A 25,406-nucleotide genomic window follows, 5' to 3' on the forward strand; every position below is an offset into this window, starting at 1 on the left:
CTCAATTTGCGATCCCTCCCTCCGCGCATAGCGGGGGAGTAGTGCGCGAGCGGGTAAAACACTTCGGAAACCCACTGCTAGTCGACGAGCTTTTCCAACCTTTCTCGGTTGACGCGAATGGAACGGGCGGTTTGGCGGGTGTGGCGGTACATCCAGACAAACAGCAATGATGCGGTGATAAAATACGCGGTTGCCATTTCAGATTGCCTCTCTCTGTTCCAGGCGGCTTTGAACAAGGCCCGCAACCTGCGCAGCCAGTGCAGTGATCGGGGTGCCTTGAACGCGCGACTGGGCAAGCTTGCGCGCGGCTTCTGCAAGGACAGTATCTTCGGCCTCACGCGCAACGCCCTGCAGAAACTGGGCGGCATAATCCAAGGTGCGTGGATCGGTGGGTCCGGCCAGAACATCTGCGATATGGGCCATGTCATCTTGATAAGCTAGGGGGTCGGGCTGGATCACTTCATCCCGGACCGAATGCAGGCCACTGGGGCGTCGATCCTCGGGCAGGCATTCGAGGATAGATTTCTGAAAATAAGACATGGATTTTAAAGGCTTAGGAAGAAAACCATCTGCCCCGACGCTTTGAGCTACAGCCGGATTCCCATCATCGCCTGACATGCCCAGAATCACGCTGATCCGTGGGGATGCCGCGCTGAGTTCAGCGATCAAATCGGCCCCCGAGCCGTCCGGCAATCCCATATCTACCAGAATGACAGAAGGGCGATAGATCTGCAGATGACGGCGTGCGGATTTCAAACAGTCTGCGCGCCTGATCCTCGCCCCGCTGTGTAGGCACATCAAACGAATGGCATCGCAGGCGTAGCGACTGTCTTCGACGACCAAAATGGTTTGTCCCAGCAGCGGCCGCGTTGCCGTGGGCGCGGCGATGGTGGTGGCGAAGGGGACCGAATCGTCCATGGCAGCTCTCCTATCCAACAGTTGCTTCACGCTAGGAACTTCTGGCTAACACAGGGTTAACGGGCGATTTGGCGCACTTGTTCTTTGCCGGGGCTGCCCCCATAACCCATGTAACGCAAGCCACAGGAGACTACTATGATCGGACGCCTGAACCACGTCGCCATTGCCGTACCCGACCTAGAAGCCGCATCCGAGCAGTATCGTTCTGCGCTGGGCGCTAAGGTGGGTGCCCCGCAGGATGAGCCGGATCATGGTGTCACGGTCGTGTTCATCGAGCTGCCCAACACCAAAATCGAACTTCTGTATCCGCTGGGCGATGATAGTCCGATCAACGGGTTCCTCGAAAAAAACCCCGCAGGTGGCATTCACCATGTGTGCTATGAGGTCGAAGATATAATCGCAGCCCGCGATCACCTGAAAGAAACCGGTGCGCGTGTATTGGGCAGTGGCGAGCCGAAAATTGGTGCGCATGGCAAACCCGTTTTGTTCTTGCATCCCAAGGATTTCAACGGCTGCCTGGTCGAGCTAGAGCAGGTATAACGCAAAGCCCGGAGGGCCCGAAATGACCATCACCGCTGCGCTGGTGCTGTTTGCAGTCATCTGGTTTTTGACGCTGCTTGTTGTGCTTCCCATTCGCATAAAAACGCAGGGCGATCTGGGCGATATCGTACCGGGTACCCATGCGGGCGCGCCGGAAGTGCACTATATGAAAAAAAAGATGTGGATCACGACCGGTATCACGTTCGTTCTGTGGGCGATCATCGCAGGGATCATCCTGTCCGGATGGATTTCGGTGCGGGATTTCGACTGGCTGAACCAGCTGGAACCCCGCTGATCGGCGTTAGGCTGTGCGGGCCGACACAGCGTGATAGATGTGGGTGAACGTCGCGGCCCCGATAATTGGGATCACCAAATTCACCAGCGGGACCGAGAGCGGGATAGCCATGAGTGTACCTGCAAGCCAGATCGTGGAGGCATGCTTCGCACGCAACTGACGCGCCCCGTCGCGCCCCAACCGGCGCATGGCTGCCAAGGTAAAGTACTCGCGCCCTAGCAGGAAGCCGTTCATTGCCCAGAAGATGAAAGGCGCGAATGGGGGGAACATGGCATAGAGGATCAGCGCCAGAAGGTTTGCCAGAATCAACACACCCATAAAGCTGAGACCGTCCATCACCGCTTCGCTGAACGGGATGCGAGGGACGGGCGGCAGGTGGGTATAGTGCTTGTCTTCAACCGCTTGCGCCACCTCCTCCAGAAAGATCGAGGTGATGGCCGAGGCCACGGGCACCATCAGGAATACGGGCAATATCATCACTAAAAAGATGCCCGAGTAGTTGAGCACATCGTTCAGCCAGGACACCTCGCCGACAAAAGGCAGCGAGATTTCACTGCCGGATAAGGAATTGATGAACCAGATCGCGCCCGCACAGGCAAGAAAGAGCAAAAGGATCGTCAGGCCGATCCCACGCAGCAAAACCGACCGGAACTTGGGGTCGCCAATCTGACCGAGCGCTGCAAAAAACGCGTTGAGGATGATCATTCAGAAACCCAGTCGGTCAGTGCATCAATGTCAGGGCGAGGGCGTTCAGGCGGGATGGCCCCTTCGGTGGCGATATGGATCAGCCCGGCCAGACGTTCGTTACCGGCCAACCCGAACGCTGCTTTACAGAATGCGGGGTCATGAGATTGCCAGCCAGACAACCAGTTCGCACCCCAGCCCGCGGCCAATGCGGCGTTCAGCAAGGCAAGGCAAACAGCCCCGGCAGAATAGGTCTGTTCAATCGCCGGGATTTTTTCCGAAGGTTTTTGAACCTCGACAACAGCGACGGCCAGATGTCCAAGGTCAAACTGACTGCGGGCCTTGGCAATGTCTTCCGGGGTTTTCCCAAGCGACTGGCCACATGTCTCGGTCAACTCCGCCAGACGAGCCATCGCGCCATTTTCGATCACGATAAAGCGCCAGGGCTCCAGCTTACCATGATCCGGGCTGCGCGCAGCGGCGGTCAGCAAAGGCACTAGCTGATCCCGCGTCGGGGCCGGAGCGACCAGCGTCTTTGCAGGCCGAGACCGGCGCGACAACAAAAACTCCAAAGCAGCAGGGTTTTTCAGGGACATATGTTAACTTCCTTTACATCAGCTCTGCCTATCTTGGGCGGTGTAGCTGGCGTTTCAAGGGCGTGCTTATGTATTTGGCGGATCAATTTCACCTCAACCTGTGCTGTGCAAGTGGAATAGCGCACAAAAAACCGGCTGCGCCGCCTGAACGCGGCGCGGGTTTTTAGGGCTGGGCAGATTGGTTCGAGGGTTTATTCACGCTGATCCAGTGTTTCTCGGATCTGATAAACACCTTCGGGCAAATCCAGGGCCGCCGCCAGATCACGCACCTGTTCGGGCGACAGGGTAATCTTCTGAATTTGCTCGGTCCGGGGGTCCAGTTGTTCCAGAGTCACACATTCGGCGAAACTGTTGATGACCACATCCTCGTGCAAAGGCTTGGGGCCTTCATCCACCAGAGTAATGACGGTCGAGTCGAATTCATGCTCAATCGAAAACATGATGTCAGAGTGCAGTCCAGAGCCTCTCAATGCAACCCGCAACTGATCGAAACCGCAGTGGTACTGACCGCCAGGTATGACTATGTTGGGCTGAAAGCCTGATTGGCAAAAGGAACAATCCATGCATCGCTTTGCTCTGCTTATGTCGGCCGTGTTTCTTGCGGCGTGCTCAACAGGTGAGTTGCGTTTGGTTCCTGCTGAGGATTGGCGCGGGCTGAAGCCCGACGAGGCTGCTAGTGCCGCATCTTTTCGCGAGGTTAGCCGAAAAATCGGGCAAGAGGCCCGCGCACAATGTAAACGGTCTGACAGAACGGAGAGTTGTGATTTCGGCATATTTGTCGACTTGGATCCTGCTGCGCCAGCAAATGCCTTCCAGACTTTAGACGACCAAAAACGCCCGGCCATCATCTTTACCCGGTCGATGATCGAATCGACCCGGAACACAGATGAACTGGCCTTTGTCATGGGCCATGAAGCGGCGCATCACGTGCTGAACCACATTGCCCGACAAAGTAAGAACGCCAGCATAGGCGCTGCGAAATTTGGTGAGGCGGAACGTATACGGGGTAAGGGGGACGCTGCTGTGGAGCGGGCGCAGAAGCTGGGCGCGAAGGTTGGGGTGCAGGCCTATGTGCAGGACTTTGAGCTTGAAGCAGACCAACTGGGAACGATCATAACCTTCAACGCTGGTTACAACCCGTTGGTTGGCGCAAAGTACTTTGATCGCATCCCGGATCCCGGAGACAGCTTTCTGGGAACCCACCCGCCGAATGCCGAGCGGGTTCAGATCGTTCTGGAAACCTCTCGCAAACTGGGCCTGTCGCCGTGACAGAACTGGTGCGACTGGGTGTGATCCTGACGGATCGCGGATCAAAATACGCGGCCTCTGGTGCGGCGGTGTCGTCACGTGCGCAGGTCGATGCAGTACTGACTGCGTTGAAACGTGATAAGTCCTACGCCAAAGCCACTCACAATACCTGGGCCGCGACCCTACCGGCGGGGTCACTCAAGGCCGATGACGGGGAAAGCGGCGCGGGCATGGTCATCCTACGGATGATGGAGCGCGAGGAACTGCAGAATCACGTGATCATCGTCACTCGTTGGTACGGCGGGAAAAAGCTGGGCGGTGATCGTTTTCGGCGTGTTCAAGACGCAACGCGCGCCTATTTGAACCATATCGCGGCCTCTGCTTGACCTGAATCAAGGTTTTACTTTGGCCAGCAGATACCTTTCCCTCATGGCGCGACCGAGAAAGGACAGGACATGCCCAGCCGAGAGACTTTGCGATTGCACGCCGGATTGGTCGACGACATGGCGCGGATGCTGGATATTGACCTGCAGGAAACAGCGATCGAAGGCAGGATATCGATTGATCAGATTTCGGATGCTGTTGTTCGGTGTGCCGATTGCCCGAACCCGAAACACTGCCAACACCTGTTGCAGAATGCCGATGCGCTGGATCGTGCGCCGGAATATTGCCGCAACCAAGATTTGCTGCACAAGCTAAGACGCTAACAACGGTGATCTGATGCCACTGCTCGGAGATATCATGACCCACCTCCGTCTGGTCCTGCGGATGGGGCAGGCGACCGGCACCGATCTCGTTACCGCGCATCGCACAGGTCATCTCAGTCAGGAAGACTGGGCCGAGATGATCCGGTGTTGCCGTGGTTGTATGTGGGCAAAGCAATGCCCTGAATGGCTGAACGAGCGCGAAGTCGCTGCAGCCGCCCCCAACAGATGTCCAAATCGAGCACGGTTTGCGGCGCTGAAACGCGCGCAGATGGAAGACGCCTGATGCCCCGTCAAATGCTGGGCCAGATTGAAAAGCACTTCTGGTTGACACGTTCTGTAGCGCGTTCAATGGGTATTTCTTTCACCGAAGTGATGGCCGAAGGGCGACTTTCCGCCGAAGGATATGCGGCATTGGTGACGCGTTGCAGGGCAGCGGGTTGCAGCAAGGAATGCGCGATCTGGTTGGCTAAAAACCGAGGCATCGCAACTTCGGCGCCCGAGTTCTGTGCAAATGCCGATCAGCTTGCTGCCTTGCGCCAACGGTCAAATCTTCGAATGTGATCCATCGCACAAAGGGGCTTTCTGGCTGTGCTTGCAGCAGCAGAAGAACACCTTTTTGTTGGATTCAGCCGTGTATTTCAGGGGTTCAAAGTCCGTATCCTTGTGCGATCCATCGCAAAATGGCTGCTTCGCTGATCGGCCGCATGCGCACCAGAAATAGGTCTTGCCCTCAACAACATCGATTGGAACGGGTTCCTTTTTGGCAATGATTGGTGCGTCTGACATGTGGCTCCTCCGATCTTGGCTGATGTCACCTAGAAGAGTAAGGCAATGCCCTGGAAAGGGTAGGGCAAATACAAATCGTGTTCAGATAGACGGTTACACAGGCATAGGTTCGCTGCCGATCACCGGTTCGTGATCGATTCTGTTGCCAGAGTGTTTTTCTGACTTTATCCTGAAAATGGCCCCGAAAAACTGGGCAATATCAGAAAAGTAATAGAGGAAAGACGGACATGAAACTGAAACTCGCTGCTGTTGGCGCCTTCGCACTGATCCTGACTGCCTGCGCGCAGCAGGAAGAACCTACGCCTGTCTACGTACAGCCAAGCTATGACAAGGCTGGCACACCAAGCTGCCCGGGCGGGTATGACCTGGCGACGACCGAAGCAGGTGAGACCGTCTGTAACCCGGTTACACAATAAGCTTTCTGCAGGCGGTCCAGTCTGGGCCGCCTGCCGCTCTATGGGTATTTCCGGCACAAAGGGCACTTCAATACCGAGTTCTGCAGTTCAGTTTCCCGGTTTTGACCTGTCAAACGCTCTGAGAAAACTGGCCTGATCTCGATTGCGTCATGGACACACTTTTCGATCCAGGTCGATCGATTCAAACTTCGCTAAATTAGTGCGTGTAGTATTGCCCAAACGGCGGCCAAAACGCCAGCAGTCGCAAGAGCGGAGGAACCGGCGGCTTCCAGTACAGTATTCAGCTTCTTCCTCCGTGGTTTTTCTAGAAAATCATTTGTTTTGTATTCATCAGTAATGTGCGCGCGATCTGCTGCCTTAGACACTTCGTGAATGGTCTCCGCAAGTTCGCTTCCAGAAATGCGATGCTTAGGTAGAATGTCATTAAGAACAGCCTCAAGAGCAATTTGTTTTTCGTTCTGATCGTTCATTTTGACAACTCCCGAATCATTACAGAGCTAAATGCAAGAGAAAACAGGCTGAGGCATAATGGTATGTAAACCACGTACAAATCGCCATTCCAGTTCATTTTTGGCGCCCCCAACCTGAAAAAGACGCATACTACCAATGTCAACATGGGAGCCGCCACGATTATTGCGAGCTCTTTGGCAATGAACCTCTCGTGACCAGCACTCGCGTACGCCCAAGCTATCGCGCCGATCAAAGATATCGAAAGTACGTCAATCCATGCGCCGACAACGTAGTTGCTGAATATGTGCAAGTACGGATCCCCATTTACGTCATCAATAACCGAAAATTTAAACACTGCAGCTAGCATAACAGGCAACAAAGGGAGCAATGCAGCAGCAATTTTGTTGTCGAGAATTCCAATCATATTTTACTCAGTATCCTTCGAAGGTAAACGTCAAAGGGAACCCCTAAATTAATTTGAAACAATTGACCCCCAAATATCATACTCGCTGGCTTCATCGACATCAACTTTTACAATGTCGCCGGGTCTTAGCCCTTCAAACCCTTCATCAATGAACAGGTTTCCGTCGATTTCGGGCGCGTCCGCTTTGGTGCGGCAGGTGGCGGCCTCATCGTCAACCTCGTCAACAATGACGTCAATCGTTTGCCCGACCTTGGCCTGTAGCTTCGCCTCGGAAATCGCCTGTGCTTTCTCCATAAAGCGCTCCCACCGGTTTTGTTTGACTTCGTCGGGAACATGATCCGGCAGGTCGTTCGAGCGCGCGCCAGCGACGTTTTCGTATTGAAAACAGCCAACGCGATCTAGCTGCGCCTCATCCATCCAGTCCAGCAACGTTTGAAACTCGGCCTCTGACTCGCCCGGGTAGCCAACGATAAAGGTCGAACGCAGGGTAATGTCAGGGCACATGGCGCGCCACGCCCGGATCTCATCCAGGGTTTTTGCGGCTGCCGCAGGGCGCGCCATGCGTTTCAGAACATCCGGGTGCGCGTGTTGGAACGGGATATCCAGGTAAGGCAGCACGTTGCACCCGGCATCCGCCATCAACGGGATCAACTCGCGTACATGCGGATAGGGGTAGACATAGTGCAGGCGCACCCAGGCCTCCAACTGCCCCAGCTCACGCGCCAGATCGGTGATGTGGCTGCGCACCTCGCGGTCTTTCCACGGGTTCACATCGTATTTTCGATCCAACCCATAGGCCGAGGTATCCTGCGAGATCACCAGCAACTCGCGCACACCGTTAGCGACTAGTTTTTCTGCCTCGCGCAGCACCGCATGGGCCGGACGGCTGGCCAGCTTCCCACGCATGTCGGGGATGATGCAGAACTTGCATTTGTGGTTACAGCCTTCCGAAATTTTCAAATAGCTGTAGTGGCGCGGGGTTAGTTGCACGCTGCTGGCAGGTAGCAGGTCGACGAACGGGTCCGGGTCCGGCGGAACCGCCGAATGTACCGCATCCAGAACCTGTTCGTATTGATGGGGTCCGGTGACTGCCATAATGCGCGGGTGATGTTCGCGGATATAATCCGGTTCCGCCCCAAGGCAGCCGGTGACGATCACTTTGCCGTTTTCAACCAGTGCTTCGCCAATCGCATCCAGCGACTCGGCTTTCGCACTGTCCAGAAACCCGCAGGTGTTCACGATCACGGCATCGGCCCCTGAATAGTCGGGTGAGATGCCGTACCCTTCGGCCCTTAGACGGGTCAGGATACGCTCGCTGTCGACCAAGGCTTTGGGGCATCCCAACGACACCATGCCAATGGTTGGCTGGTTTGAACGGGAGGTCTCGGGCATCCGGGCGGTGGGCGCCAGGTCGGGGCGCAGATTTGGCGGGTTCGTGGTCATGGCGCGGCATATAGTGGGGAAAGCTTCCCCTTGCAAATGTCGCGATGCATTTGGATGATGAAATCAAACAGGCCAGCAGGTGGAGAGCAGACACATGAAATGGCTAATACGCATCTTGTTCATTCTTGTCGCTGTTGTTGGGCTGGTCATTAGTGCCTTACTGCTGATGCCTGGCGACAAGCTTGCGGCAATCCTGTCCGAACAGGTGAAGGCCCAAACCGGCCGTGATCTGACGCTGACAGGTGACGTAAACCTGTCGTTCTGGCCGGTTCTGGGTATGGAAACCGGTCCTGTGACATTCGGCAACGCCCACTGGGCCGGTCCCGAACCGATGCTAAGCGCGCAAAGCCTTGCCGTGGGTGTTGATGCCGCCGCTCTGCTGGCAGGTGATTTGAAGATCAAACGTGTCTTTGCAGACAATCCCGTTCTGCGCCTCGAACTGTCAGAGGGGCGGGGAAACTGGGTGTTGGGCGCGCCTTCTTCTGCATCGTCCGGAGGTGGCAGCACCTCTGGCACAGCACCAACCGAATCGAGTGCAGCGGTGACGCTGGAACGGTTAGAGCTTACGGATGCGCGCCTCATCTATATTGAAAACGGCGAAACCCAGATGGATTTCTCGGGTGTGACGCTTTCGGCCAGCTGGCCTGATGTGTCTGCCCCCATGGTCATGCAGGCTAACATGGGTGTGCCGGGCGGCGCGGTGCAGGTGGACCTGAAGATCCCCGATCTACCTGCGTTTTCCGCTGGTGAGGTGACGCCCCTAGAACTGTCATTGAAAGCGCCTGGTGGCAAGATAGGGTTCGATGGTCGGGTCAACCTGTCCGGAGAGATGGACGGAAAAACGCAAATCACCACCCAAAATACCGAAAAGATGTTAGCTGCTTTTGGGCAGGGTGGTGTCGGCGTTCCCTATGGGCTGGGTCAGACGGCGGATATCTCGACCGAGATGACCTACACAAAAGACGGCAAGGTGTCGTTGCGCGATATGGTGGCCCAGCTTGATAACAACCGTTTTGCGGGCGAAGCCGATATCACGATTGCCACGACCCCGAACATCGTCGCGCGGTTGGATGCGGGGGCGCTGGACCTTACCAAAGCAACTGGCGCGGTGGAGGGATCGGATGGGGGCTCGGCGCCCTCGGCCAGCGAAGGCTGGTCCAAAGACCCGATTGATGCATCGGCCTTGTCTCTGGCGAATGGCCAAATTCGCCTGACCGCGAAGTCTATTGCGGTTCCGGGCATGGAACTTGGCGCGTCGGACCTTACACTCAATCTGGATCGCGCGCGCGCGGTTTTGGAAATGCACCCCGCGACGTTGTTTTCCGGTCAGCTGAACGGGCAGGTGGTCGCGAACAATCGAAACGGCTTGTCCGTGGGCGGCAACCTGAAAGCCAGCGGCCTCAATCTGCAACAGGCGTTAACGACCCTGGCAGGGGTAGAGCGCCTGTCCGGTACCGCATCAGGGGCGGTCGAGTTTCTGGGGGTGGGGCAGACCGAAGATCAAATCATGCGCTCACTTAGTGGTAAGGGCAACGTAGATGTTGAGCGTGGTGTGATCTCAGGCTTTGATCTGGATCGGCTCATGGGCCGCGGCACGGGATCGGGCGGCACAACGGTATTTAACAGCCTGACTGCCAGTTATGTGATCGACAAAGGTGTGCTGACCAATCATGACCTGTTGATGTCGCTCAAGAATTTTCGCGCCGATGGCAAAGGCAGCGTCAATCTGGGTGCTCGTAGCATCGACTATCTGTTCACGCCAACCGCGCTGCGGGCCAATTCTGGCGATGGTATTTCGGTGCCGGTGCGTATTGAGGGGCCGTGGAGCAACCCCTCGATCAAACCCGATCTGACGAAAGTCATCGAGGCTGCGGCTGAAGGGAAGGTCAAGGAACTGGAAGACAGCGCCAAACAGAAGGTATTTGACAAGGTTGGGCAAGAGCTGGACACAACAGTCACCGATAGCGATCAGATTGAAGACGCCCTGAAGAACAAGCTGGAGGAAGAGGCCAAGAAAGGCCTGCTGAAGTTGTTCGGCAGTGATTGAGAGCTAACGGGTAGGGGCTTTGCCCCCAACACCCTCAAATGGTCTGATCGTAGTCGCCGACACCGGGCTCTGATCGGATGACGGCATCGATATCCAAAAAGATGGCGCGCATTTCGGCCTCGCTTTCGCTGCTTTCGCAAACAACCACCAAGTTGGGTGTGTTCGAAGACGCACGCACCAATCCCCAGCTACCATTGTCCAGAATGACGCGGGCGCCGTTGACGGTCACCACCTCTTTGATCGCGCGGCCCGCAAGGCTTTCGCCCGCTTCTGCCTTGGCGACCAGCTTGTCGACCAGCCGGTGCAAAATATCGTACTTTTCGGTATCCGACGCGTAGGGCGACATGGTTGGTGTGGACCATGTCTTGGGCAAGGCCTTGCGCAGGTCCGACATGCTTTGGTCCGGATTACGATCCATCAGCTTGCAGATCTCAACAGCGACGCGCATGCCGCAGTCGTAACCCCGCCCCACCGGTTCGGCCAAGAAGTAATGCCCGGATTTCTCGAATCCTGCCAAAGCGCCGATCTCTTTGACGCGCCGTTTCATGTGGCTGTGCCCGGTTTTCCAATAGTCGGCTTTGACCCCCAGGGCCTGTAGCTCTGGGTCGCTGGCGAACAGGCCGGTGGATTTCACATCCGCCACAAAGGTCGCCCCCGGGTGCAGCTTGGCAAGATCACGGGCCATGATGACACCGATCTTGTCGGCGAATATCTCTTCGCCTTCATCATCGACAACACCGCAGCGATCGCCGTCCCCGTCAAAGCCAAGCGCCAGATCGGCACCGCTTGATTTAACGGTATCGGCCATGTCGTGCAGCATCTCCATGGCTTCTGGATTGGGGTTGTAGTTGGGGAACGTGTAGTCCAGCCGGGTGTGGCTGGGCACGACTTCAACCCCGATCCGTTCAAGGACTTCGGGCGCGAATGCTGAGGCTGTGCCGTTGCCAGTGGCGCAGACCACTTTCAGCGGGCGGGTCATTTTGAAATCACCGACAAGATCATCGATATAGGCGTCTTTCACGCCATCGACGAATTCATATGATCCACCTGATTGGGGCTGCCCTTCGCCGCTCAGAACGATGTCACGCAGTTCGGCCATCTCATCCGGGCCGTGAGTCAGCGGACGCTCGAACCCCATTTTCACACCGGTCCAGCCGTTTGGATTGTGGCTAGCCGTAACCATGGCGACGGCTGGAGCATCCAGATGGAACTGCGCAAAATAGGCCATTGGGCTAAGCGCGGGGCCAATGTCCTTGACCTGAATGCCCGCTTGCATCAGCCCCAGGATCAGCGCGTTTTTGATCGATAGGGAGTAGTCGCGGTAGTCGTTTCCAACCGCTATGACAGGCTCGATCCCGCGCCGCTGAATTTGTGTGCCCAAACCCAGGCCAAGCGCCGTCATCCCAGGCAGGTTGATCTCTTCGGGGTACTTCCAGCGCGCGTCATATTCCCGAAACCCTGTGGGCTTGATCATTGCGTCGCACAGAAAGCTCCAGGTGTTTGGCGCCACCTCGGGGATAGGTTTGGTCACAACAGCACTCAATCGTTAGATCTGGATGGGGTTCGCTTTGGCCAGCGCATCGAAGCGCATCAACGTGTCGATGAGTTTTGGCATTTGATCCAAATAGATCATGTTCGGACCATCGCAAGGCGCATTGTCCGGGTCCTGGTGCGTTTCCATGAAAACTGCCGCTGCGCCGACTGCCACGGCTGCGCGCGCCATCACGGGCGCGAACTCACGCTGGCCGCCAGATGACCCGCCCTGACCGCCCGGTTGCTGGACCGAGTGGGTCGCATCCATGACCACGGGGTAACCGGTTTGAGCCATTTGAGGAAGCGAGCGCATATCGGCCACCAAGGTATTGTAGCCAAAGGATGTGCCACGCTCGGTCAACAAGATGTTCTGATTGCCGGTGCTTTCGATCTTCGAGATGATGTTCGGCATTTCCCAAGGGGCCAGAAACTGCCCCTTTTTAACGTTGATCACAGCGCCCGTGTTTCCTGCAGCCAACAGCATATCCGTTTGGCGGCACAGGAAGGCCGGGATCTGCAATACATCCACCGCCTCCGCGGCGATGGCGCATTGGGCTTCGGTGTGGACGTCTGTCAGCACCGGCACACCGATGGTTTTGCGGATGCCGTCCAGAACCTTCAGCCCGGCATCAATACCCATGCCGCGTTTGCCCGACAGCGAGGTCCGGTTGGCCTTGTCATACGAAGCCTTGAACACATACTGCGCGCCCGCGGCCTCGCAAGCTTCTTTCATCTTGCCCGCAATCATCTGGGCATGATCGGCTGTTTCAAGCTGGCACGGACCGGCAATGATGGTCAGCGGAAGATCGTTGCCGACCGTCAGGTCGGAGATTTTGACATGTTTCATGTGTTTTACGAGGATACCTGTTCACGAAGGACCGACGCGGTAAGCGAGATCATCAGGTAGATACCAGCAAACAACAGGAAAGCCAAAATCGTATTTTCGAACTTGCGCGGATAGCTGGGATCCTGGCTTGGCACGGGATTGACCGAGACGGTCAGATACCGCACTTGGCGGTTCGCCTCAGTTCGTGTGGTTTCCATGTACTGCATCGCGGTTTGCAGCAACATATCCCGTGCGACCAAATCAGCCTGTGCCATTTGAATCCGAACGCTCAGGCGGGCTAGCGAGTTTTCGCCTGCCGAGACATCCAGCATCTCGGCATTCAGATCGTCAAGTACGTTTTCCAGCCGGGCGATATCGCCGTTCACTCCGTCGACCTTGGCCTGGTTGGGCCGCAGATTGTCCAGCAGGGCGGCCAGCTCAAGGCGTTTGTCCTGCAGCAAAATCTCGATCTCGTTGATCCGACCACGCAGACCTGCAAGAACGTTTTCGGGGTCAAGAACCGCGCCTTGAAGCTGTAGTTCGATCAGGTCTTCCTGGGCTTGCCTGCGCGCCTCTTGCGCGGCCTCGAAACTTTCAAGCGCATCGCGCATCTGGTCATCGCGCTTTTCACCAGACAGCGTGTTCACGCGGCTTTCTGCGTAGGAAATCAGGCGCTCGGAAAACTCGGTCGAGGTTTGCGGGTCCGGGGCGATGATTTCCATCCGGATGATTCCGTCGGTAGGATCGTATCCGATCGTTACGATGCGCTTATAAAGCTTGTAAGCCTCTTCCAGTGTCGCATCTGGGGCCAAACGTTGGACCGGATCAATCCAATCCTGCTTGAACACCTCAGCGAACCCCGCGTCCCGGTCCAGCAGCAGCAGTGCTTCTTTTGATTCCAGAAAATCCTGCACCGAAACCGAATCCTGAGCCGTGGCAAACTGTGTGCCCGACAGTAAGCCGCCTACAGAACCACCCGCAGCATCCGCTTGCAGGATCGAGAAGGAGGAGTTGCTGGCATACATTGGCGTCGCGATGCGGTAGAAATAGAATCCCACGACAAAGGTAGGTAGCAAAACAAACGCGGCCAAACGGGCGAACAGGGTGAACAGTTTGATGCGTCGCCTGCGCGCGATCTCTTTCTGAATTTGCCCGATTTCCAGGTTGCGCCTTTCGGCCGGGCTCATTTCAGGGCCCGGAACACTGTACTGTTTTTCCTGCGTTGTTTGAGGCAGCTGAACCCGGACTTTGTCTTTCGGTTTGCCGGGATTTGCGTCTGAGCCCGGCTCTTTTGCAGCGGCAAGTTCGAGCAGATTTGTACGCTCGAACGGATCAATGCCCTTTTTGCGCAGCAGTCGCACGGCGTCATAGTCCGAGGACGCGGCAAGCCCGTGTTTTTGGGCAAGGCGTCTTGCGATGCGCAATTGGCGTCCGGTCAAACCTTCGCGCTTTATGTCGTCCAGTTCTGTTCCGGGCTGGGGTTCATTGGCAGCGGCGGGGCCTTGCGTGGCATTTCGGATGCGCGCAATAGCATCCGCGCGCGCCTCGGCCGAGGCATCGACCTGCCGCTTGCGGCCCAAGTTGTATTTTCTAACCTTGGGTTTCGTAGTCATATAACTGTTTTGCCTCTTCCAAGGTTTCAAACATATAAAGCTGCCCGTCCAACAGAACCGCGGCCTGTTGGGCAAATTTCTCCAGCGTTTCGGGGCTGTGCGACACAATCACCAAGGTCGTCGTGCGCAGACGCTCCTGTAAGATGTCCCCGGCCTTTTTGTTGAACTCAACATCCGTGGAGGAGGGCATCCCCTCATCAATCAGATACATGTCGAAATCCAGCGCCAGCAGCAGCGAAAAGGTGAATCGCGCCCGCATCCCCGAGGAATAGGTCGCAAGCGGTTGGTTAAAATATTCACCCAAACCGCAAAGCCAACTGCAATAGGCCTCAACATAGTCGGGGTCCATACCGTAGATTTTGGCGATGTAGCGCGCGTTTTCCAGCGCTGACATCTTGCTGGACACACCCCCGGTAAACCCCATTGGAAAGGACACTTTGCAATCGCGGCGAATGACCCCTTCATCCGGCTTTTCCAATCCGGCCATCATATTGATAAGCGTGGTTTTTCCGGTTCCATTGGGGGCGAGGACCCCAAGAGATTTTCCCAGTTCAACCCGGAATGAGACCTGATCCAGGATCACCTTTCGGCTGGTCCCGGTCCAGAAGGATTTGCTGACATTCTCGAACTCAAGCATCTGCTCTCTGCTGCTCAATCCAGTATTGTGTCGCTCTTATCACATGGCGATGAGGTGCATTTCCTATCGGTCCATGTTGGCTACATTATGTCGAATTATGAAACAAATCATCAATATGCGCCAGCGATTGGAAGGGGCAGGTAACATTCCATGGTCAATCTGATCGATGAGATTCAAGCTTGCCGCCTTTGTGCTGATCAATTCGCGCAAACAGAGACGGCCCATTCGCCGAGACCGGTCGTTTGGTTTAAGCCGGGTACGCCTATCCTGATTGCGGGGCAGGCGCCTGGCGCGCGCGTACACGAGTCGGGCCGCCCGTTCACGGATCCCTCCGGGGATCGATTGCGCGCTTGGTTGGGCATTGATGATTCCGTCTTCTACGACCGGGCCAAGCTGTCCATTGTGCCCATGGCCTTTTGTTTTCCGGGCTATGACGCCAAGGGCGCGGATTTGCCGCCTCCTGCGATTTGCCGAAAGACATGGCATGATCGCGTGGTCGAGGCGCTTGGTAAGGTCCCGCTAACGGTTCTTGTAGGTGGCCATGCCCATAAGTACCACCTTGGTGCGCGTAGTTCCGTCACAGATACGGTCAAAGATTGGAAGTCCCACGCACCACATGTCTTCCCCTTGCCTCATCCGTCCTGGCGCAATACGGCATGGTTAAAGAAAAACCCGTGGTTCGAAGCTGAGCTGCTGCCAGTTTTGCGGGCCAGGGTGCAAGAGGTACTGGATGACTGAAACAACGGCATTGGATACGGCCCACGCCGCGATGCACGCCGCCCCGAACGATGACAAAGCCCGGCTGAGGTTTTTTGAGCGTTTGGCAGATAGTGAACTGTTCCTGATGCTGACCGAAGAGGCCCAGGGCGACAACATCTCACCCGAGGTATTCGACGTAGCTGACGGGCAATTTGTGCTGGCGTTTGATCGCGAAGACAGGCTGGCACAGTTTGCGGATCGTCCGGTGCCCTATGTTGCGTTATCCGGTCGGGCGCTGTCATCGATGCTTGCGGGGCAGGGGATCGGCCTGGGTTTGAACCTGGAGGTGGCACCGTCATCGATGTTGATCCCGGCCCAGGCGCTGGGCTGGTTGGCGACGACCTTGCAGCACGGCCCGGAAGAAGTGCAGGAGAGGATTGCTGAGTTTCTGCCACCCAAAGGGCTGCCCGACAATCTGCTGACCGCACTGGATACAAAGCTGGCCACCGCCGGTGGGTTGGCCCAGTCGGCCTATCTGGTCGCGACGAAATCAGAACACGGTGCAACAGGGCATTTGCTGGGGTTCGTAGGCGCGATTGAGGGGGCGGAGGCGGCTCTGGCCAAGGCCGCATCCGAGGCATTGACCTTTTCAGGTGTCGAGGCGGGTGCGATGGATGTTGGGTTCTTCGCCATGGATGACGTGGCGGCTGGGCTGCTGGCCAAAACAGGCTTGCGGTTCGACCTGCCACAGCCGGAACAACCGGATACTATACGCCCCGCCCCGGGGAGTGACCCCGAAAAGCCGCCAATCCTGAAGTAACGGGCTACGTCTTACGCGGCGCTGTGACAGCACCGCGTAAGGACGTGATCTGTTTTATTCGGACGCTGCTTCCAGCTTGTCCTGCGTGCGTGTTTCGAAATCGCTGGCCTCATGCCGTTCATGCAATTGGGTATGCGGCTCACCAAACGGGCGGTTGACCATGCGGCCTCTTTGAACCGCCGGACGCGCGTCAATCGCTTTGGCCCAACGCATGACGTTTTTGTAGGATTCGACATCCAGAAACTCTGCAGCGTCATAGAGGCGGCCCAGAACAAGTTGCCCATACCAGGGCCAGATGGCCATGTCGGCGATGGTGTAATCTTCGCCCGCGATATAGGTTTTTTCTGCCAGTTCCCGGTCCAGAACGTCCAGTTGGCGCTTGGTTTCCATTGCGAACCGGTCGATCGGGTATTCCCATTTTTCAGGTGCATAAGCGTAGAAATGGCCAAAACCGCCGCCCAGATATGGCGCACTGCCCATCTGCCAGAACACCCAGTTCATCACCTCGGTCCGTTCCGGGCCGGACTTGGGCAGGAAGGCGTAGAACTTCTCGGCCAGATGAAACAGGATCGAGGCGCTTTCGAAAACTCGGAGCGGTTCGTCGCCGGATCGATCCCAAAGCGCAGGGATTTTCGAGTTCGGGTTTGCCCCAACAAATCCCGAGCTGAACTGATCACCCTCTCCGATATTGATCAACCAGGCATTATATTCGGCACCTTCGTGACCCAGGGCCAACAACTCTTCCAGCATCACGGTAACTTTGACGCCATTGGGCGTGGCCAGCGAATACAGCTGCAAAGGATGGCGGCCAACGGGAAGATCCTTGTCATGGGTCGCACCCGCGATAGGCCGGTTGATGTTAGCAAATCGCCCGCCGCTTTCGCTGTCCCATGTCCAGACCTTGGGGGGAGTATATGTGGATTGATCGCTCATCTGGTGCCTTTCTTACCAAATCCGGGTGCCCGCGCGCCCGATCCTCCTACAGCTAATGTTGCAATCTTCCGAGTCCAACCCCGCCTATCGGTGCTTCCTGTAATATTCCCCGGCGAACATCTCACGATTTCTCGTTCTGGGTCACAGCGGCGCGAGCAGGGCTACGACGGGAAACAAATTCGCTTATTGTTAGCGCAGTCCCGCCAACACGGCGCCCTTGGGCACATGACCTAGAAAAGGAATGACCATATGAAACGCTTTGCTTTGACTTTCGCTGCGGCCATGACACTGGCTGTTCCGGCCTTTGCCGGCCCGCAATATGTTGACGGCACCGGATTTGCCGTCTCGGGCTATGACGTGGTTGCCTATCGCAACCTGGATCAGGTTCCTGTTGGCCAAAGTCAGCCATCGGGCGTTCGTGGAAACGCTGATATTACAGCTGAATATAACGGTGCGACCTGGGCGTTTTCCACCGAAGAGAACCGCGACAAGTTTCTGGAAAACCCGGCCTACTATGCGCCTCAGTATGATGGTCACTGCGCTTATGGTGTCTCAAAAGGTGGCAAGGTTCCGGCGAACCCGAACCTGTGGCGGATCGTTGATGACAAACTGTATCTGAACATCACGGATGTCGTGGTTGGCTTCTGGGAAGAAGATGTGCCGGGCAATATCAATCTGGCCGAAGGCAACTGGCCGGGCATTGAAACCGGTGATGCGTCGACCAGTGTTATCCCCAAATTCACCTCGGAAGGCCCGGTTAGCAACTAACCGACCACTCATGAAACAAGGCCCGGCTTACCCCCATAAGCCGGGCCTTTATCTGATCAGCTGGCAAGCCAGTATTCGTTCCGGATCGCCTGATCAGCTTCGAACCGAATGCGCACGCTTTTCGCGCCGGGGAATTTGCTTTCGCAGATCGTATCCGGAATGACGACCTCACCAGCGCCTTGGTCGTTTGACTGAAAGCTCAGAACCTCGGTTTCGCTGTTTCTCGACGAGCTTAGAACCGAGGTCGGCAGAGCAATACGATTTGCGCCTTCACACACTGGCGTTGGCACAAAATAAGTCAGATTGCGCCCATAGTATCCAACTGCGTCAGGGACATGATCCGATTCCGCAAGCGTGGCCGCGTCAGGGTCAGTGGCACTATGCGATTCCGCACTTGGTAAGGCACGGCTCGGGTCCAACATGGCCACACAATTGGCGATATCTTCGGGCTCCAGCTCGATAATGCGCCGCCGCAGACGTGGTCGCCGCGGTTGGCTGGGCCTGTTGTTGGCCCCTTTGACGGTCAAGCCTTCTTTGCGCAGATAATCATAGGCCGCTTTGGCCCGTGCGAAGTTTGCAGAATCCCCACCCGTGTGATCGGGATGGGCGTGAAAGGCGATGCGCCGCCACGCATCCCGGATATCATCCGGAGCAGCATTGGGGTCCAACCCGAGGTCCGCGAGTGCGTCCCCGCGCGCTTTTACCTTATCAGTCTGTTCCATACTCAATACACTCTTTACAAACACATGTTCCGAGTTTCGGGATCGTCACATTTTTGTCAATTTTTACAGAGTATTGGGCTGTCCAGGGATGACAATACGTGCATGGTTTGTGGATTGTTTTGAATTCAGCGCTAGCCTTGGGCAGAGCCACAATGCGGCAGCAACTGAGCCTTAGAATACAAAAAGCCCAGACCGCGATGCGGCCCGGGCAGAAATCCAAAAGAAACGGGTTTGTTAGGCGACGTTTTGAAGCTCGGTTTTCGGGTTGATCCCCAATGCAAAGCAGACATCGCGGGTCAGTTCCGGACGATTCAGCGTGTAGAAATGCAGCTTGTCCACGCCGCCTTCAATTAGGTCAGAACACAGCTCGGTGCACAGTGCAGTGGCCAGCAGATCTTCGCGGTCATCACGCAGGGCTTTTTCGAAAGCGTTTTCGACCCATTCCGGGATATGCGCGCCGCAGCGCTGGGCGAAACTGCGTGCGCCCTTCCAGTTTTCAATCGGCAGGATGCCCGGCACGATGGGCTTGTCGATCCCGGACTTCTCACACGCATCGCGGAAGCGGAAGAAGGTCTCGGCCTCGAAGAAGAACTGGGTCAGCGCCTCATCTGCACCCGCATCCAGCTTTGCCTTCAGCCAGTCGATATCAGCCGCGAAATCCCTGGCCTCGGGATGTTTGTCGGGATAGGCCCCAACGCGGATGCTGAACATCTCGGTCTCGGCCAGCGCTTCGATTAGTTCGACGGAATGGGCGAAGCCGTCGGAATGAGGGACGAACTTGTTCTGCCCTTTTGGTGGATCACCGCGTAAGGCCACAATGTTCTCGACGCCCGCGCGGGCGAACCTGTCCGCGATCTCCAGCGTTTCCTGACGCGACGCATCAACGCAAGTCAGATGCGCGGCAACCGGCAAGCCAGACGACTTGTGCAACGTCGCAACCGCATCCCGCGTCAGCTCTCGTGTGGTGCCACCGGCGCCATAGGTGACTGAGATAAAGCGAGGCTCCAACGGGGCCAGTGTCTGCACCGTGTCCCAGAGGCGGAATGACGCCTCAAGTGTTTTCGGCGGAAAGAACTCAAATGAAATTTCAGGTCTGGTCATCACGGCCTCGCAGGATCAATTGAACCTCTTGTGCCATGTGAAGCGATGTGAGACAAACTCATATTCTTCAAGAACAACATGAGTTGTGCGACATATGCATATCGAGTTCCGGCACCTGCGGACCATCAAAGCCATCCATGAATGCGGTGGCCTGGCGCGTGCAGCCGACCAGCTGAACATCACACAGTCTGCGCTGAGCCATCAGATCAAAGGGTTGGAGGATCAGGCTGGGGTTGAATTGTTCCTGCGCCGGTCGAAACCGATGAAACTCTCGGCGGCTGGGCTTCGTCTGTTGCGCTTGGCAGAACAGATCCTGCCACAGGTCGAGGCCGCTCAGCAGGAGTTCTCATCCCTGCGCGACGGGCGCGCGGGTCGCATGCATATCGCGATCGAATGTCACGCCTGTTTCGAATGGCTGTTTCCGGTGCTGGAATCGTTTCGAAAATCCTGGGGCGATGTTGATGTCGACATTCGACCTGGTTTGGCTTTTGATGCCTTGCCCGCGTTACAGAAGGAAGAGGTTGATCTGGTCGTCTCTTCCGACCCCGAAGATCTGCCGGGTGTCGAATTTGTCGAACTCTTTGATTACAATGCTGTATTTGTTGCCGCCTCGTCGCATCCGCTGGCCGATAAGGACTATATCGTAGCCGAGGATTTTCGGGGTCAAACCTTGATTACTTATCCGGTCGAACGCACACGTCTGGATGTTTTCAGCCAATTGTTGATCCCAGCGCGGGTCGAACCGGCCACCATCAGGCAGGTCGAGCTGACCGCTGTAATCCTACTGCTGGTCGCCTCGAACAGGGGCATTTCCGTCCTGCCGGATTGGGTCGTGCGCGAGGTCAAATACAACTCGGACTACGTTACCCGGCCATTGACGAAAGAGGGGATCACCCGCCGTCTGTATGCCGCTGTCCGCTCGGAAGACCTTGAAAAACCCTTCGTGCAGGAATTGGTCAAATTGGCGCGGGACGAGGCGCGGAAGTTGCAGGCTCAGTAGCAGCATTTTCGGCGGGGCTGCTATGCGCATCATTCCTCTTGGCAAGGGCGCATTGCATCAGTATACGCGCGGTTTGACCGGACAGGAGCCTTTTCACAATGGTTGGCAGTGCAAATCTCAACATCATGATCAAAGCCGCGCGCAAGGCGGGGCGGTCTCTGGTCAAGGATTTCCGTGAAGTCGAGAACCTGCAGGTGTCGATGAAGGGCGCGGGCGATTTTGTGTCCAAGGCCGATATCGCCGCGGAAGCCATTCTGAAAGAGGAACTGCTGGGCGCGCGTCCGACCTATGGCTGGCTGGCCGAAGAAGGCGGTTCGATAGATGGTGAAGATCCGACTCGCCGCTGGATCGTCGATCCGCTGGACGGTACAACCAACTTTCTGCACGGGCTGCCGCATTGGGCGGTCTCCATCGCGCTGGAGCACAAAGGCAAGATCGTTGCAGGTGTGATCTATGACGCCGCCAAGGACGAGATGTTCTTTGCCGAAAAAGGCGAGGGTGCTTGGATGAATGACATGCGTATTCGCGTCTCCGGTCGTCATCGCATGATTGAATCGATCTTCTCGACAGGTTTGCCTTTCGGTGGCCGGTCCGACTTGCCGGCGACCCTGCAAGACCTTGCGCGCCTGATGCCCGCTTGTGCCGGTGTGCGCCGTTGGGGCGCTGCTGCGCTCGATATGGCCTATGTGGCGGCCGGTCGCTACGAAGGCTTCTGGGAGCGCCGCCTGAATGCTTGGGATCTGGCCGCAGGCATCATCATCGTGAAAGAGGCCGGTGGCTTTGTTCAGCCCCTCAATCCCGAAGGCAGCGTTCTGGACGATGGCGAAGTGATCTGCGCCAACGAGCCGATCTTTGACAGTTTTGCCAAGGTGATCCGGGGCTAAACCTCTTACCTGCGCGGTATACGCGGGATGCGGGATTGCGACAGCTTGTACTTTGCCTCGGGGTGAGGCGGATGGCCATGCGTGCGATCCCAATATGCCGCGCCACCGCGTTTCAACCATAGTGGAATGCACAGGATCAGCCCGACAAAGAACCCTCCGGTATGGGCCCAATAGGCAACGCCGCCTTCGTCGGGGTTGCTGTTAAAGCTGCCCATAAATTGCATTCCCAACCAGACACCTAGCATTACAAAGGCCGGGATCGAAAACACACGGAAATACACGATCAGGATCAGCAGGATGTCGACCCGGGCCTTTGGGAATAGCAGAAGATAGCCACCCATCACCCCGGCAATTGCGCCAGACGCGCCGATCGTTGGCACCACTGAGTCTGGCGCGGTGATGACATGGATCAACCCGGCGCCGACTCCGGCCACAAGGTAGAACAAGAGAAAGGGCAGATGACCCATCTCATCTTCCAGATTGTCGCCGAAAATCCATAGAAACAGCATGTTTCCTGCCAGGTGCATCCAACCGCCATGCAGAAACATGGATGTTAAAAAGGTTTCGAATGCATAGCCATCCGCGATCCGCGCGGGAATGATCGCATAGTCGTAGTACAACCGGTTGATCAGTGGCGCGTCATTCATGATCCCCACATAGCTGACAAAGATCAGGATATTGGCGGCCATGAGTGCGTAGACGACATAGGGTGTACGCCCCGAGGGGTTATGATCGCGGATCGGAAACATGGCGCGACGCTGGGCTTTTCCAGACCCAACGTCAAGAACAGCTTATGCCGCACCGGGTCATGCCAATGCAACTTGACAGAACGCGGAACAGGGTCATCCTTGAGGTATGGCACATATGCTTCACGGCCTGATCATTAGCGTCGCTCTGACCACATCTGCAGCCGCGCAAACCTGCCCGGATGCTCCGGATCATACGCAGGGGGTAAGCGATCTGATCTCACAGCTTCAACAAGCCGAGTCAGAAGTTGTGGCGCGCACGTATTCCAACCAGATGTGGGAGCTTTGGACAGATGCGCCTGACGCAAAGTCTCAGACCCTCCTGGATCGTGGTATGGCACGGCGCGAGGCATGGGATCTGGTCGGAGCTTTGGAGGAGCTTAATCAGCTGGTAGAATACTGCCCGGAATTTGCCGAAGGCTACAACCAGCGGGCTTTTGTGAACTATCTCAGGCAGGATTTCGGATCAGCCTTGCAAGACCTTGATGTGGCCATTGAATTGTCGCCCAACCATGTTGCCGCAATCAGTGGGCGGGCGTTGTCTTTGATGGGTTTGAAACGGCTGGACGAGGCCAGGGCCACACTGAAACAAGCACTGGAGCTAAATCCATGGCTGTCAGAACGCGCCTTGTTGCAGCCGGGTGGTTTGCTGGACCCTCCAGGGCAGGACATCTGAACTAACGAGGGCGCCCGCCGACCGCCAAGGTAATATCGCGCGCGGCTTCGGCAACCAGCCTGCCAAGGTTCTCAAATGTATCAGGGTTGAAGCGGGCCGTCGGGCCAGAGACTGAAATCCCGGCGCAGGGGCTGTTCTGTTCGTTGAAGATCACCGCGCCGATGCAGGACATCCCTAAATAGCGTTCTTCTATGTCATAGGACCACCCACGCTGCCGTGTGGTTTCAAGATCAGCCATCAGCGCCTTGGGATCACTCAGCGTTCGGTCGGTAAAAGTCTTGGGTTCACTCGCGGCCAATACCCTTGAAACGACCTCAGGCTCCATCGCTGACAGGATGGCCTTGCCGATGCCCGAGGCATACATCGGTGACCGTGCACCGGGCGGAAAGAACGCGCGGATCGGGTTTTTGGTTTCGATCTGGCCCACAAATACAACGTCACTCGCATCGGGTACTGCCAGATTTGCCGTTTCTCCGGTATCGTTCATTAGCCGGTGCATGATGGGCTGCGAAACCTCGATCACGCTGTTGCGCTTGAGGAACGAAGCCCCGGCACGATAGGCTTCGATCCCAATCATCCATTCCTGGCGCATATCGTCGAACCGGACAAAGCTGTGCTTGGCCAGCGTGGTCAGGATGCGGTGAGTGGTTGCGGTGGGTATTCCCGTTTCGCGACTGAGATCGCTGAGAGTGCAGCGTTCAAGCCGGGCAAGGGTGCTGAGCGCCTCCAGCGCGCGATCCAGAGATTGCAGCGTCCCAGCGGAACTTTCCTTGAATAGCGATTTGGGTCTACCGCGCGGCCGTTTCTGAATGTCCAAATTCGGGCCCTCCTTCATCTTTCGCGAACGGTACGTGGAATTCAGGATTTTTCATATGGCGAAAAATATTTTTAGTAACTTCGCGGATGTACGATGAAATGGAATTTAGGCCCTGACACGGCGCCCCAATCCAACATTTTTTATGTTTTTTGTTTCCCTACGGGAAACCCCCAATATCGCGTCAGTTTGTGATGCTGTATCAAGGTGAAGTCTATCAGGTCCTACGCGACCAAATAGTTTTTCCCCGATGAGGGGCTGGCCTATACCCCCTTCTGGCCGGCCCCTCACTTAGTTTGGGGTCACTTCACCTCAAGCAGTTGGGCGACCCGCGATGGCAACTCTGCTGCGTGATCATAGGCCGCTGTGTGTGGAATCTTTACAACGGGTGTTTTTCGATAGCCCTGCGTGAACAATAGAAACGGAACGTCAGCACGGACTGCTGTTTCTGCATCAACCTCGCTGTCGCCGACAAACAGGCGCGGCCCTGCGCTGTCTAAGGCGTCAAAGCTGGCCAGCAGATGCCGAGGATTCGGTTTGCGCATAGCCATGCTGTCTCCGCCCAGGACCACACCGAAGAATCGCGACAGACCCAGCGCATCTAGAATGTGGCGTGCAGGGGCTTCGGGTTTGTTCGTGCAGACCCCGAAGGTATGGCCCTCGGCCTGCAACTCTTCTAGCGCATCAGGGATGCCCGGGTAAGGAACTGTCGTGCTGCTGGCAGCGGCGTCGTAATGGGCGCGCATGCGTTTGTTCAATTCGGTGTGTCTTTCTGCAGGAAGTCCCACATGCCGGATCATACGTTCTACCAGTTTGGGCAGGCCATTGCCTACGAAAGAGGCAATGACTTCTTTCGGTAGCGGCGGAAAATCGATGTCCTCCAGCGTACGGTTGGTCGCTGTTGCGATATCTCCAAGGCTGTCGACAAGCGTTCCATCAAGGTCGAAAATGATTGCCGCTGCCATAGGTCAAATTCCTTCATTGCCGTTTGATTTGCTGTTTAGCGCGCCGGTTCTTGGGCGGTAAACCATCAATCTTTGGCGTTGTGAGATTGGGTGCTTGACATACCTTACTAAATTA

At 56.4% G+C, this 25,406-nt stretch carries 33 protein-coding genes; 15 read left to right on the top strand and 18 right to left on the bottom strand.

Features of this window, described 5'->3' with window-relative positions; genetic code table 11:
- Positions 1-198: 198 nt before the first annotated feature.
- On the bottom strand, positions 199-918 hold the full coding sequence (locus ABLN87_RS11925) for a response regulator (RefSeq protein WP_353010490.1): 720 nt from the start codon (positions 916-918) through the stop codon (positions 199-201).
- Between the two features lie 135 nt (positions 919-1,053).
- Here ABLN87_RS11925 and mce point away from each other — a divergent pair, with 135 nt between their 5' ends.
- Both mce and ABLN87_RS11935 read left to right on the top strand, forming a co-directional pair.
- Positions 1,054-1,458: a methylmalonyl-CoA epimerase gene (gene mce / locus ABLN87_RS11930; RefSeq protein ID WP_170490274.1), complete on the top strand. Its 405-nt coding sequence runs from the start codon at positions 1,054-1,056 to the stop codon at positions 1,456-1,458.
- Between the two features lie 22 nt (positions 1,459-1,480).
- Complete coding sequence (locus ABLN87_RS11935; RefSeq protein ID WP_170536310.1) at positions 1,481-1,753, top strand: DUF1467 family protein; 273 nt, start codon at positions 1,481-1,483, stop codon at positions 1,751-1,753.
- Between the two features lie 6 nt (positions 1,754-1,759).
- Here the strand turns inward: ABLN87_RS11935 and ABLN87_RS11940 are convergent, their stop codons facing one another.
- The 3 genes from ABLN87_RS11940 to ABLN87_RS11950 all read right to left on the bottom strand — a co-directional run bounded on the left by ABLN87_RS11940 (position 1,760) and on the right by ABLN87_RS11950 (position 3,473).
- Positions 1,760-2,458, bottom strand: a complete 699-nt coding sequence (locus tag ABLN87_RS11940; RefSeq protein ID WP_353010493.1) for an EI24 domain-containing protein — start codon at positions 2,456-2,458, stop codon at positions 1,760-1,762.
- A complete protein-coding gene (locus ABLN87_RS11945; protein ID WP_353010495.1) occupies positions 2,455-3,033 on the bottom strand; it encodes a nitroreductase family protein in 579 nt (192 codons plus the stop codon). The genes ABLN87_RS11940 and ABLN87_RS11945 overlap by 4 nt, the downstream gene beginning before the upstream one ends.
- A gap of 191 nt (positions 3,034-3,224) precedes the next feature.
- A complete protein-coding gene (locus tag ABLN87_RS11950) occupies positions 3,225-3,473 on the bottom strand; it encodes a hypothetical protein (protein WP_353010497.1) in 249 nt (82 codons plus the stop codon).
- A gap of 121 nt (positions 3,474-3,594) precedes the next feature.
- Here ABLN87_RS11950 and ABLN87_RS11955 point away from each other — a divergent pair, with 121 nt between their 5' ends.
- From ABLN87_RS11955 to ABLN87_RS11975, 5 genes are all read left to right on the top strand, one after another.
- Complete coding sequence (locus ABLN87_RS11955) at positions 3,595-4,302, top strand: M48 family metallopeptidase (RefSeq protein ID WP_353010499.1); 708 nt, start codon at positions 3,595-3,597, stop codon at positions 4,300-4,302.
- Positions 4,299-4,667 carry a YigZ family protein gene (locus tag ABLN87_RS11960; protein ID WP_353010501.1) on the top strand — a complete coding sequence of 123 codons (369 nt, stop codon included), beginning with the start codon at positions 4,299-4,301 and terminating at the stop codon, positions 4,665-4,667. The genes ABLN87_RS11955 and ABLN87_RS11960 overlap by 4 nt, the downstream gene beginning before the upstream one ends.
- A gap of 69 nt (positions 4,668-4,736) precedes the next feature.
- Positions 4,737-4,988 carry a DUF6455 family protein gene (locus ABLN87_RS11965; RefSeq protein ID WP_353010503.1) on the top strand — a complete coding sequence of 84 codons (252 nt, stop codon included), beginning with the start codon at positions 4,737-4,739 and terminating at the stop codon, positions 4,986-4,988.
- 34 nt (positions 4,989-5,022) lie between these two features.
- The gene (locus ABLN87_RS11970) at positions 5,023-5,271 is read left to right on the top strand and encodes a DUF6455 family protein (RefSeq protein WP_353010505.1); all 249 of its coding nucleotides are present in this window, start codon (positions 5,023-5,025) and stop codon (positions 5,269-5,271) included.
- The gene (locus ABLN87_RS11975; protein WP_353010506.1) at positions 5,271-5,549 is read left to right on the top strand and encodes a DUF6455 family protein; all 279 of its coding nucleotides are present in this window, start codon (positions 5,271-5,273) and stop codon (positions 5,547-5,549) included. The genes ABLN87_RS11970 and ABLN87_RS11975 overlap by 1 nt, the downstream gene beginning before the upstream one ends.
- On the opposite strand, the gene ABLN87_RS11980 is transcribed toward ABLN87_RS11975, so the two are convergent.
- Positions 5,532-5,774, bottom strand: coding sequence for a CDGSH iron-sulfur domain-containing protein (locus ABLN87_RS11980; RefSeq protein ID WP_353010507.1), 243 nt, complete (start codon positions 5,772-5,774; stop codon positions 5,532-5,534). The two genes, ABLN87_RS11975 and ABLN87_RS11980, sit on opposite strands and share 18 nt — an antisense overlap.
- Positions 5,775-6,001: 227 nt before the next feature.
- Between ABLN87_RS11980 and ABLN87_RS11985 the strand changes: the two genes are divergently transcribed.
- A complete protein-coding gene (locus ABLN87_RS11985) occupies positions 6,002-6,190 on the top strand; it encodes a hypothetical protein (RefSeq protein ID WP_170536329.1) in 189 nt (62 codons plus the stop codon).
- A 191-nt stretch (positions 6,191-6,381) separates the two neighbouring features.
- Here the strand turns inward: ABLN87_RS11985 and ABLN87_RS11990 are convergent, their stop codons facing one another.
- Genes ABLN87_RS11990 through rimO form a run of 3 tightly spaced genes read right to left on the bottom strand, consistent with a single transcriptional unit; the run spans position 6,382 to position 8,507 of the window.
- The gene (locus tag ABLN87_RS11990; protein WP_353010509.1) at positions 6,382-6,660 is read right to left on the bottom strand and encodes a hypothetical protein; all 279 of its coding nucleotides are present in this window, start codon (positions 6,658-6,660) and stop codon (positions 6,382-6,384) included.
- On the bottom strand, positions 6,657-7,064 hold the full coding sequence (locus ABLN87_RS11995; RefSeq protein WP_353010511.1) for a hypothetical protein: 408 nt from the start codon (positions 7,062-7,064) through the stop codon (positions 6,657-6,659). Before ABLN87_RS11995 ends, ABLN87_RS11990 begins: the two co-directional genes overlap by 4 nt.
- A gap of 48 nt (positions 7,065-7,112) precedes the next feature.
- A complete protein-coding gene (rimO, locus tag ABLN87_RS12000) occupies positions 7,113-8,507 on the bottom strand; it encodes a 30S ribosomal protein S12 methylthiotransferase RimO (RefSeq protein WP_353010513.1) in 1,395 nt (464 codons plus the stop codon).
- Positions 8,508-8,601: 94 nt separating this feature from the next.
- On the opposite strand from rimO, the gene ABLN87_RS12005 reads away from it, so the two are divergent.
- Positions 8,602-10,554, top strand: a complete 1,953-nt coding sequence (locus ABLN87_RS12005) for an AsmA family protein (RefSeq protein WP_353010515.1) — start codon at positions 8,602-8,604, stop codon at positions 10,552-10,554.
- Between the two features lie 34 nt (positions 10,555-10,588).
- Here ABLN87_RS12005 and ABLN87_RS12010 read toward each other — a convergent pair whose 3' ends face one another.
- Genes ABLN87_RS12010 through ABLN87_RS12025 form a run of 4 tightly spaced genes read right to left on the bottom strand, consistent with a single transcriptional unit; the run spans position 10,589 to position 15,163 of the window.
- The gene (locus ABLN87_RS12010) at positions 10,589-12,085 is read right to left on the bottom strand and encodes a phosphomannomutase/phosphoglucomutase (protein WP_353010517.1); all 1,497 of its coding nucleotides are present in this window, start codon (positions 12,083-12,085) and stop codon (positions 10,589-10,591) included.
- 15 nt (positions 12,086-12,100) lie between these two features.
- The gene (gene kdsA / locus ABLN87_RS12015; RefSeq protein WP_353010519.1) at positions 12,101-12,934 is read right to left on the bottom strand and encodes a 3-deoxy-8-phosphooctulonate synthase; all 834 of its coding nucleotides are present in this window, start codon (positions 12,932-12,934) and stop codon (positions 12,101-12,103) included.
- Between the two features lie 5 nt (positions 12,935-12,939).
- On the bottom strand, positions 12,940-14,526 hold the full coding sequence (locus ABLN87_RS12020) for a capsule biosynthesis protein (protein WP_353010521.1): 1,587 nt from the start codon (positions 14,524-14,526) through the stop codon (positions 12,940-12,942).
- Positions 14,504-15,163, bottom strand: coding sequence for an ABC transporter ATP-binding protein (locus ABLN87_RS12025; RefSeq protein WP_353010523.1), 660 nt, complete (start codon positions 15,161-15,163; stop codon positions 14,504-14,506). The genes ABLN87_RS12020 and ABLN87_RS12025 overlap by 23 nt, the downstream gene beginning before the upstream one ends.
- Before the next feature lie 150 nt (positions 15,164-15,313).
- Here ABLN87_RS12025 and ABLN87_RS12030 point away from each other — a divergent pair, with 150 nt between their 5' ends.
- Both ABLN87_RS12030 and ABLN87_RS12035 read left to right on the top strand, forming a co-directional pair.
- A complete protein-coding gene (locus ABLN87_RS12030) occupies positions 15,314-15,901 on the top strand; it encodes a uracil-DNA glycosylase family protein (protein ID WP_353010525.1) in 588 nt (195 codons plus the stop codon).
- On the top strand, positions 15,894-16,682 hold the full coding sequence (locus ABLN87_RS12035; RefSeq protein WP_353010527.1) for an SseB family protein: 789 nt from the start codon (positions 15,894-15,896) through the stop codon (positions 16,680-16,682). Before ABLN87_RS12030 ends, ABLN87_RS12035 begins: the two co-directional genes overlap by 8 nt.
- 54 nt (positions 16,683-16,736) lie before the next feature.
- Here ABLN87_RS12035 and yghU read toward each other — a convergent pair whose 3' ends face one another.
- A complete protein-coding gene (gene yghU, locus ABLN87_RS12040; protein WP_353010529.1) occupies positions 16,737-17,615 on the bottom strand; it encodes a glutathione-dependent disulfide-bond oxidoreductase in 879 nt (292 codons plus the stop codon).
- A 249-nt stretch (positions 17,616-17,864) separates the two neighbouring features.
- Here yghU and ABLN87_RS12045 point away from each other — a divergent pair, with 249 nt between their 5' ends.
- The gene (locus ABLN87_RS12045; RefSeq protein WP_170536350.1) at positions 17,865-18,383 is read left to right on the top strand and encodes a YHS domain-containing (seleno)protein; all 519 of its coding nucleotides are present in this window, start codon (positions 17,865-17,867) and stop codon (positions 18,381-18,383) included.
- A gap of 56 nt (positions 18,384-18,439) precedes the next feature.
- Here ABLN87_RS12045 and ABLN87_RS12050 read toward each other — a convergent pair whose 3' ends face one another.
- Both ABLN87_RS12050 and metF read right to left on the bottom strand, forming a co-directional pair.
- Positions 18,440-19,105 carry a J domain-containing protein gene (locus ABLN87_RS12050; protein WP_353010531.1) on the bottom strand — a complete coding sequence of 222 codons (666 nt, stop codon included), beginning with the start codon at positions 19,103-19,105 and terminating at the stop codon, positions 18,440-18,442.
- A 234-nt stretch (positions 19,106-19,339) separates the two neighbouring features.
- Positions 19,340-20,206, bottom strand: a complete 867-nt coding sequence (metF, locus tag ABLN87_RS12055) for a methylenetetrahydrofolate reductase [NAD(P)H] (RefSeq protein ID WP_353010533.1) — start codon at positions 20,204-20,206, stop codon at positions 19,340-19,342.
- 94 nt (positions 20,207-20,300) lie between these two features.
- Here metF and ABLN87_RS12060 point away from each other — a divergent pair, with 94 nt between their 5' ends.
- Together ABLN87_RS12060 and ABLN87_RS12065 are read left to right on the top strand one after the other, a co-directional pair.
- Positions 20,301-21,206, top strand: coding sequence for a LysR family transcriptional regulator (locus ABLN87_RS12060; protein WP_353010535.1), 906 nt, complete (start codon positions 20,301-20,303; stop codon positions 21,204-21,206).
- Positions 21,207-21,304: 98 nt separating this feature from the next.
- Complete coding sequence (locus ABLN87_RS12065) at positions 21,305-22,090, top strand: inositol monophosphatase family protein (RefSeq protein ID WP_353010537.1); 786 nt, start codon at positions 21,305-21,307, stop codon at positions 22,088-22,090.
- Positions 22,091-22,095: 5 nt separating this feature from the next.
- Here the strand turns inward: ABLN87_RS12065 and ABLN87_RS12070 are convergent, their stop codons facing one another.
- The gene (locus tag ABLN87_RS12070; protein WP_417750397.1) at positions 22,096-22,839 is read right to left on the bottom strand and encodes a rhomboid family intramembrane serine protease; all 744 of its coding nucleotides are present in this window, start codon (positions 22,837-22,839) and stop codon (positions 22,096-22,098) included.
- 106 nt (positions 22,840-22,945) lie between these two features.
- Between ABLN87_RS12070 and ABLN87_RS12075 the strand changes: the two genes are divergently transcribed.
- Complete coding sequence (locus ABLN87_RS12075) at positions 22,946-23,512, top strand: tetratricopeptide repeat protein (protein WP_417750398.1); 567 nt, start codon at positions 22,946-22,948, stop codon at positions 23,510-23,512.
- A gap of 1 nt (position 23,513) precedes the next feature.
- Here ABLN87_RS12075 and ABLN87_RS12080 read toward each other — a convergent pair whose 3' ends face one another.
- The gene (locus tag ABLN87_RS12080) at positions 23,514-24,329 is read right to left on the bottom strand and encodes an IclR family transcriptional regulator (RefSeq protein ID WP_353010539.1); all 816 of its coding nucleotides are present in this window, start codon (positions 24,327-24,329) and stop codon (positions 23,514-23,516) included.
- Between the two features lie 299 nt (positions 24,330-24,628).
- Positions 24,629-25,291 carry a phosphoglycolate phosphatase gene (gene gph, locus ABLN87_RS12085; RefSeq protein ID WP_353010541.1) on the bottom strand — a complete coding sequence of 221 codons (663 nt, stop codon included), beginning with the start codon at positions 25,289-25,291 and terminating at the stop codon, positions 24,629-24,631.
- Between the last annotated feature and the right edge of the window lie 115 nt (positions 25,292-25,406).

This window comes from Ruegeria sp. SCP10 (assembly GCF_040329495.1).
GTDB lineage: Bacteria > Pseudomonadota > Alphaproteobacteria > Rhodobacterales > Rhodobacteraceae > Ruegeria.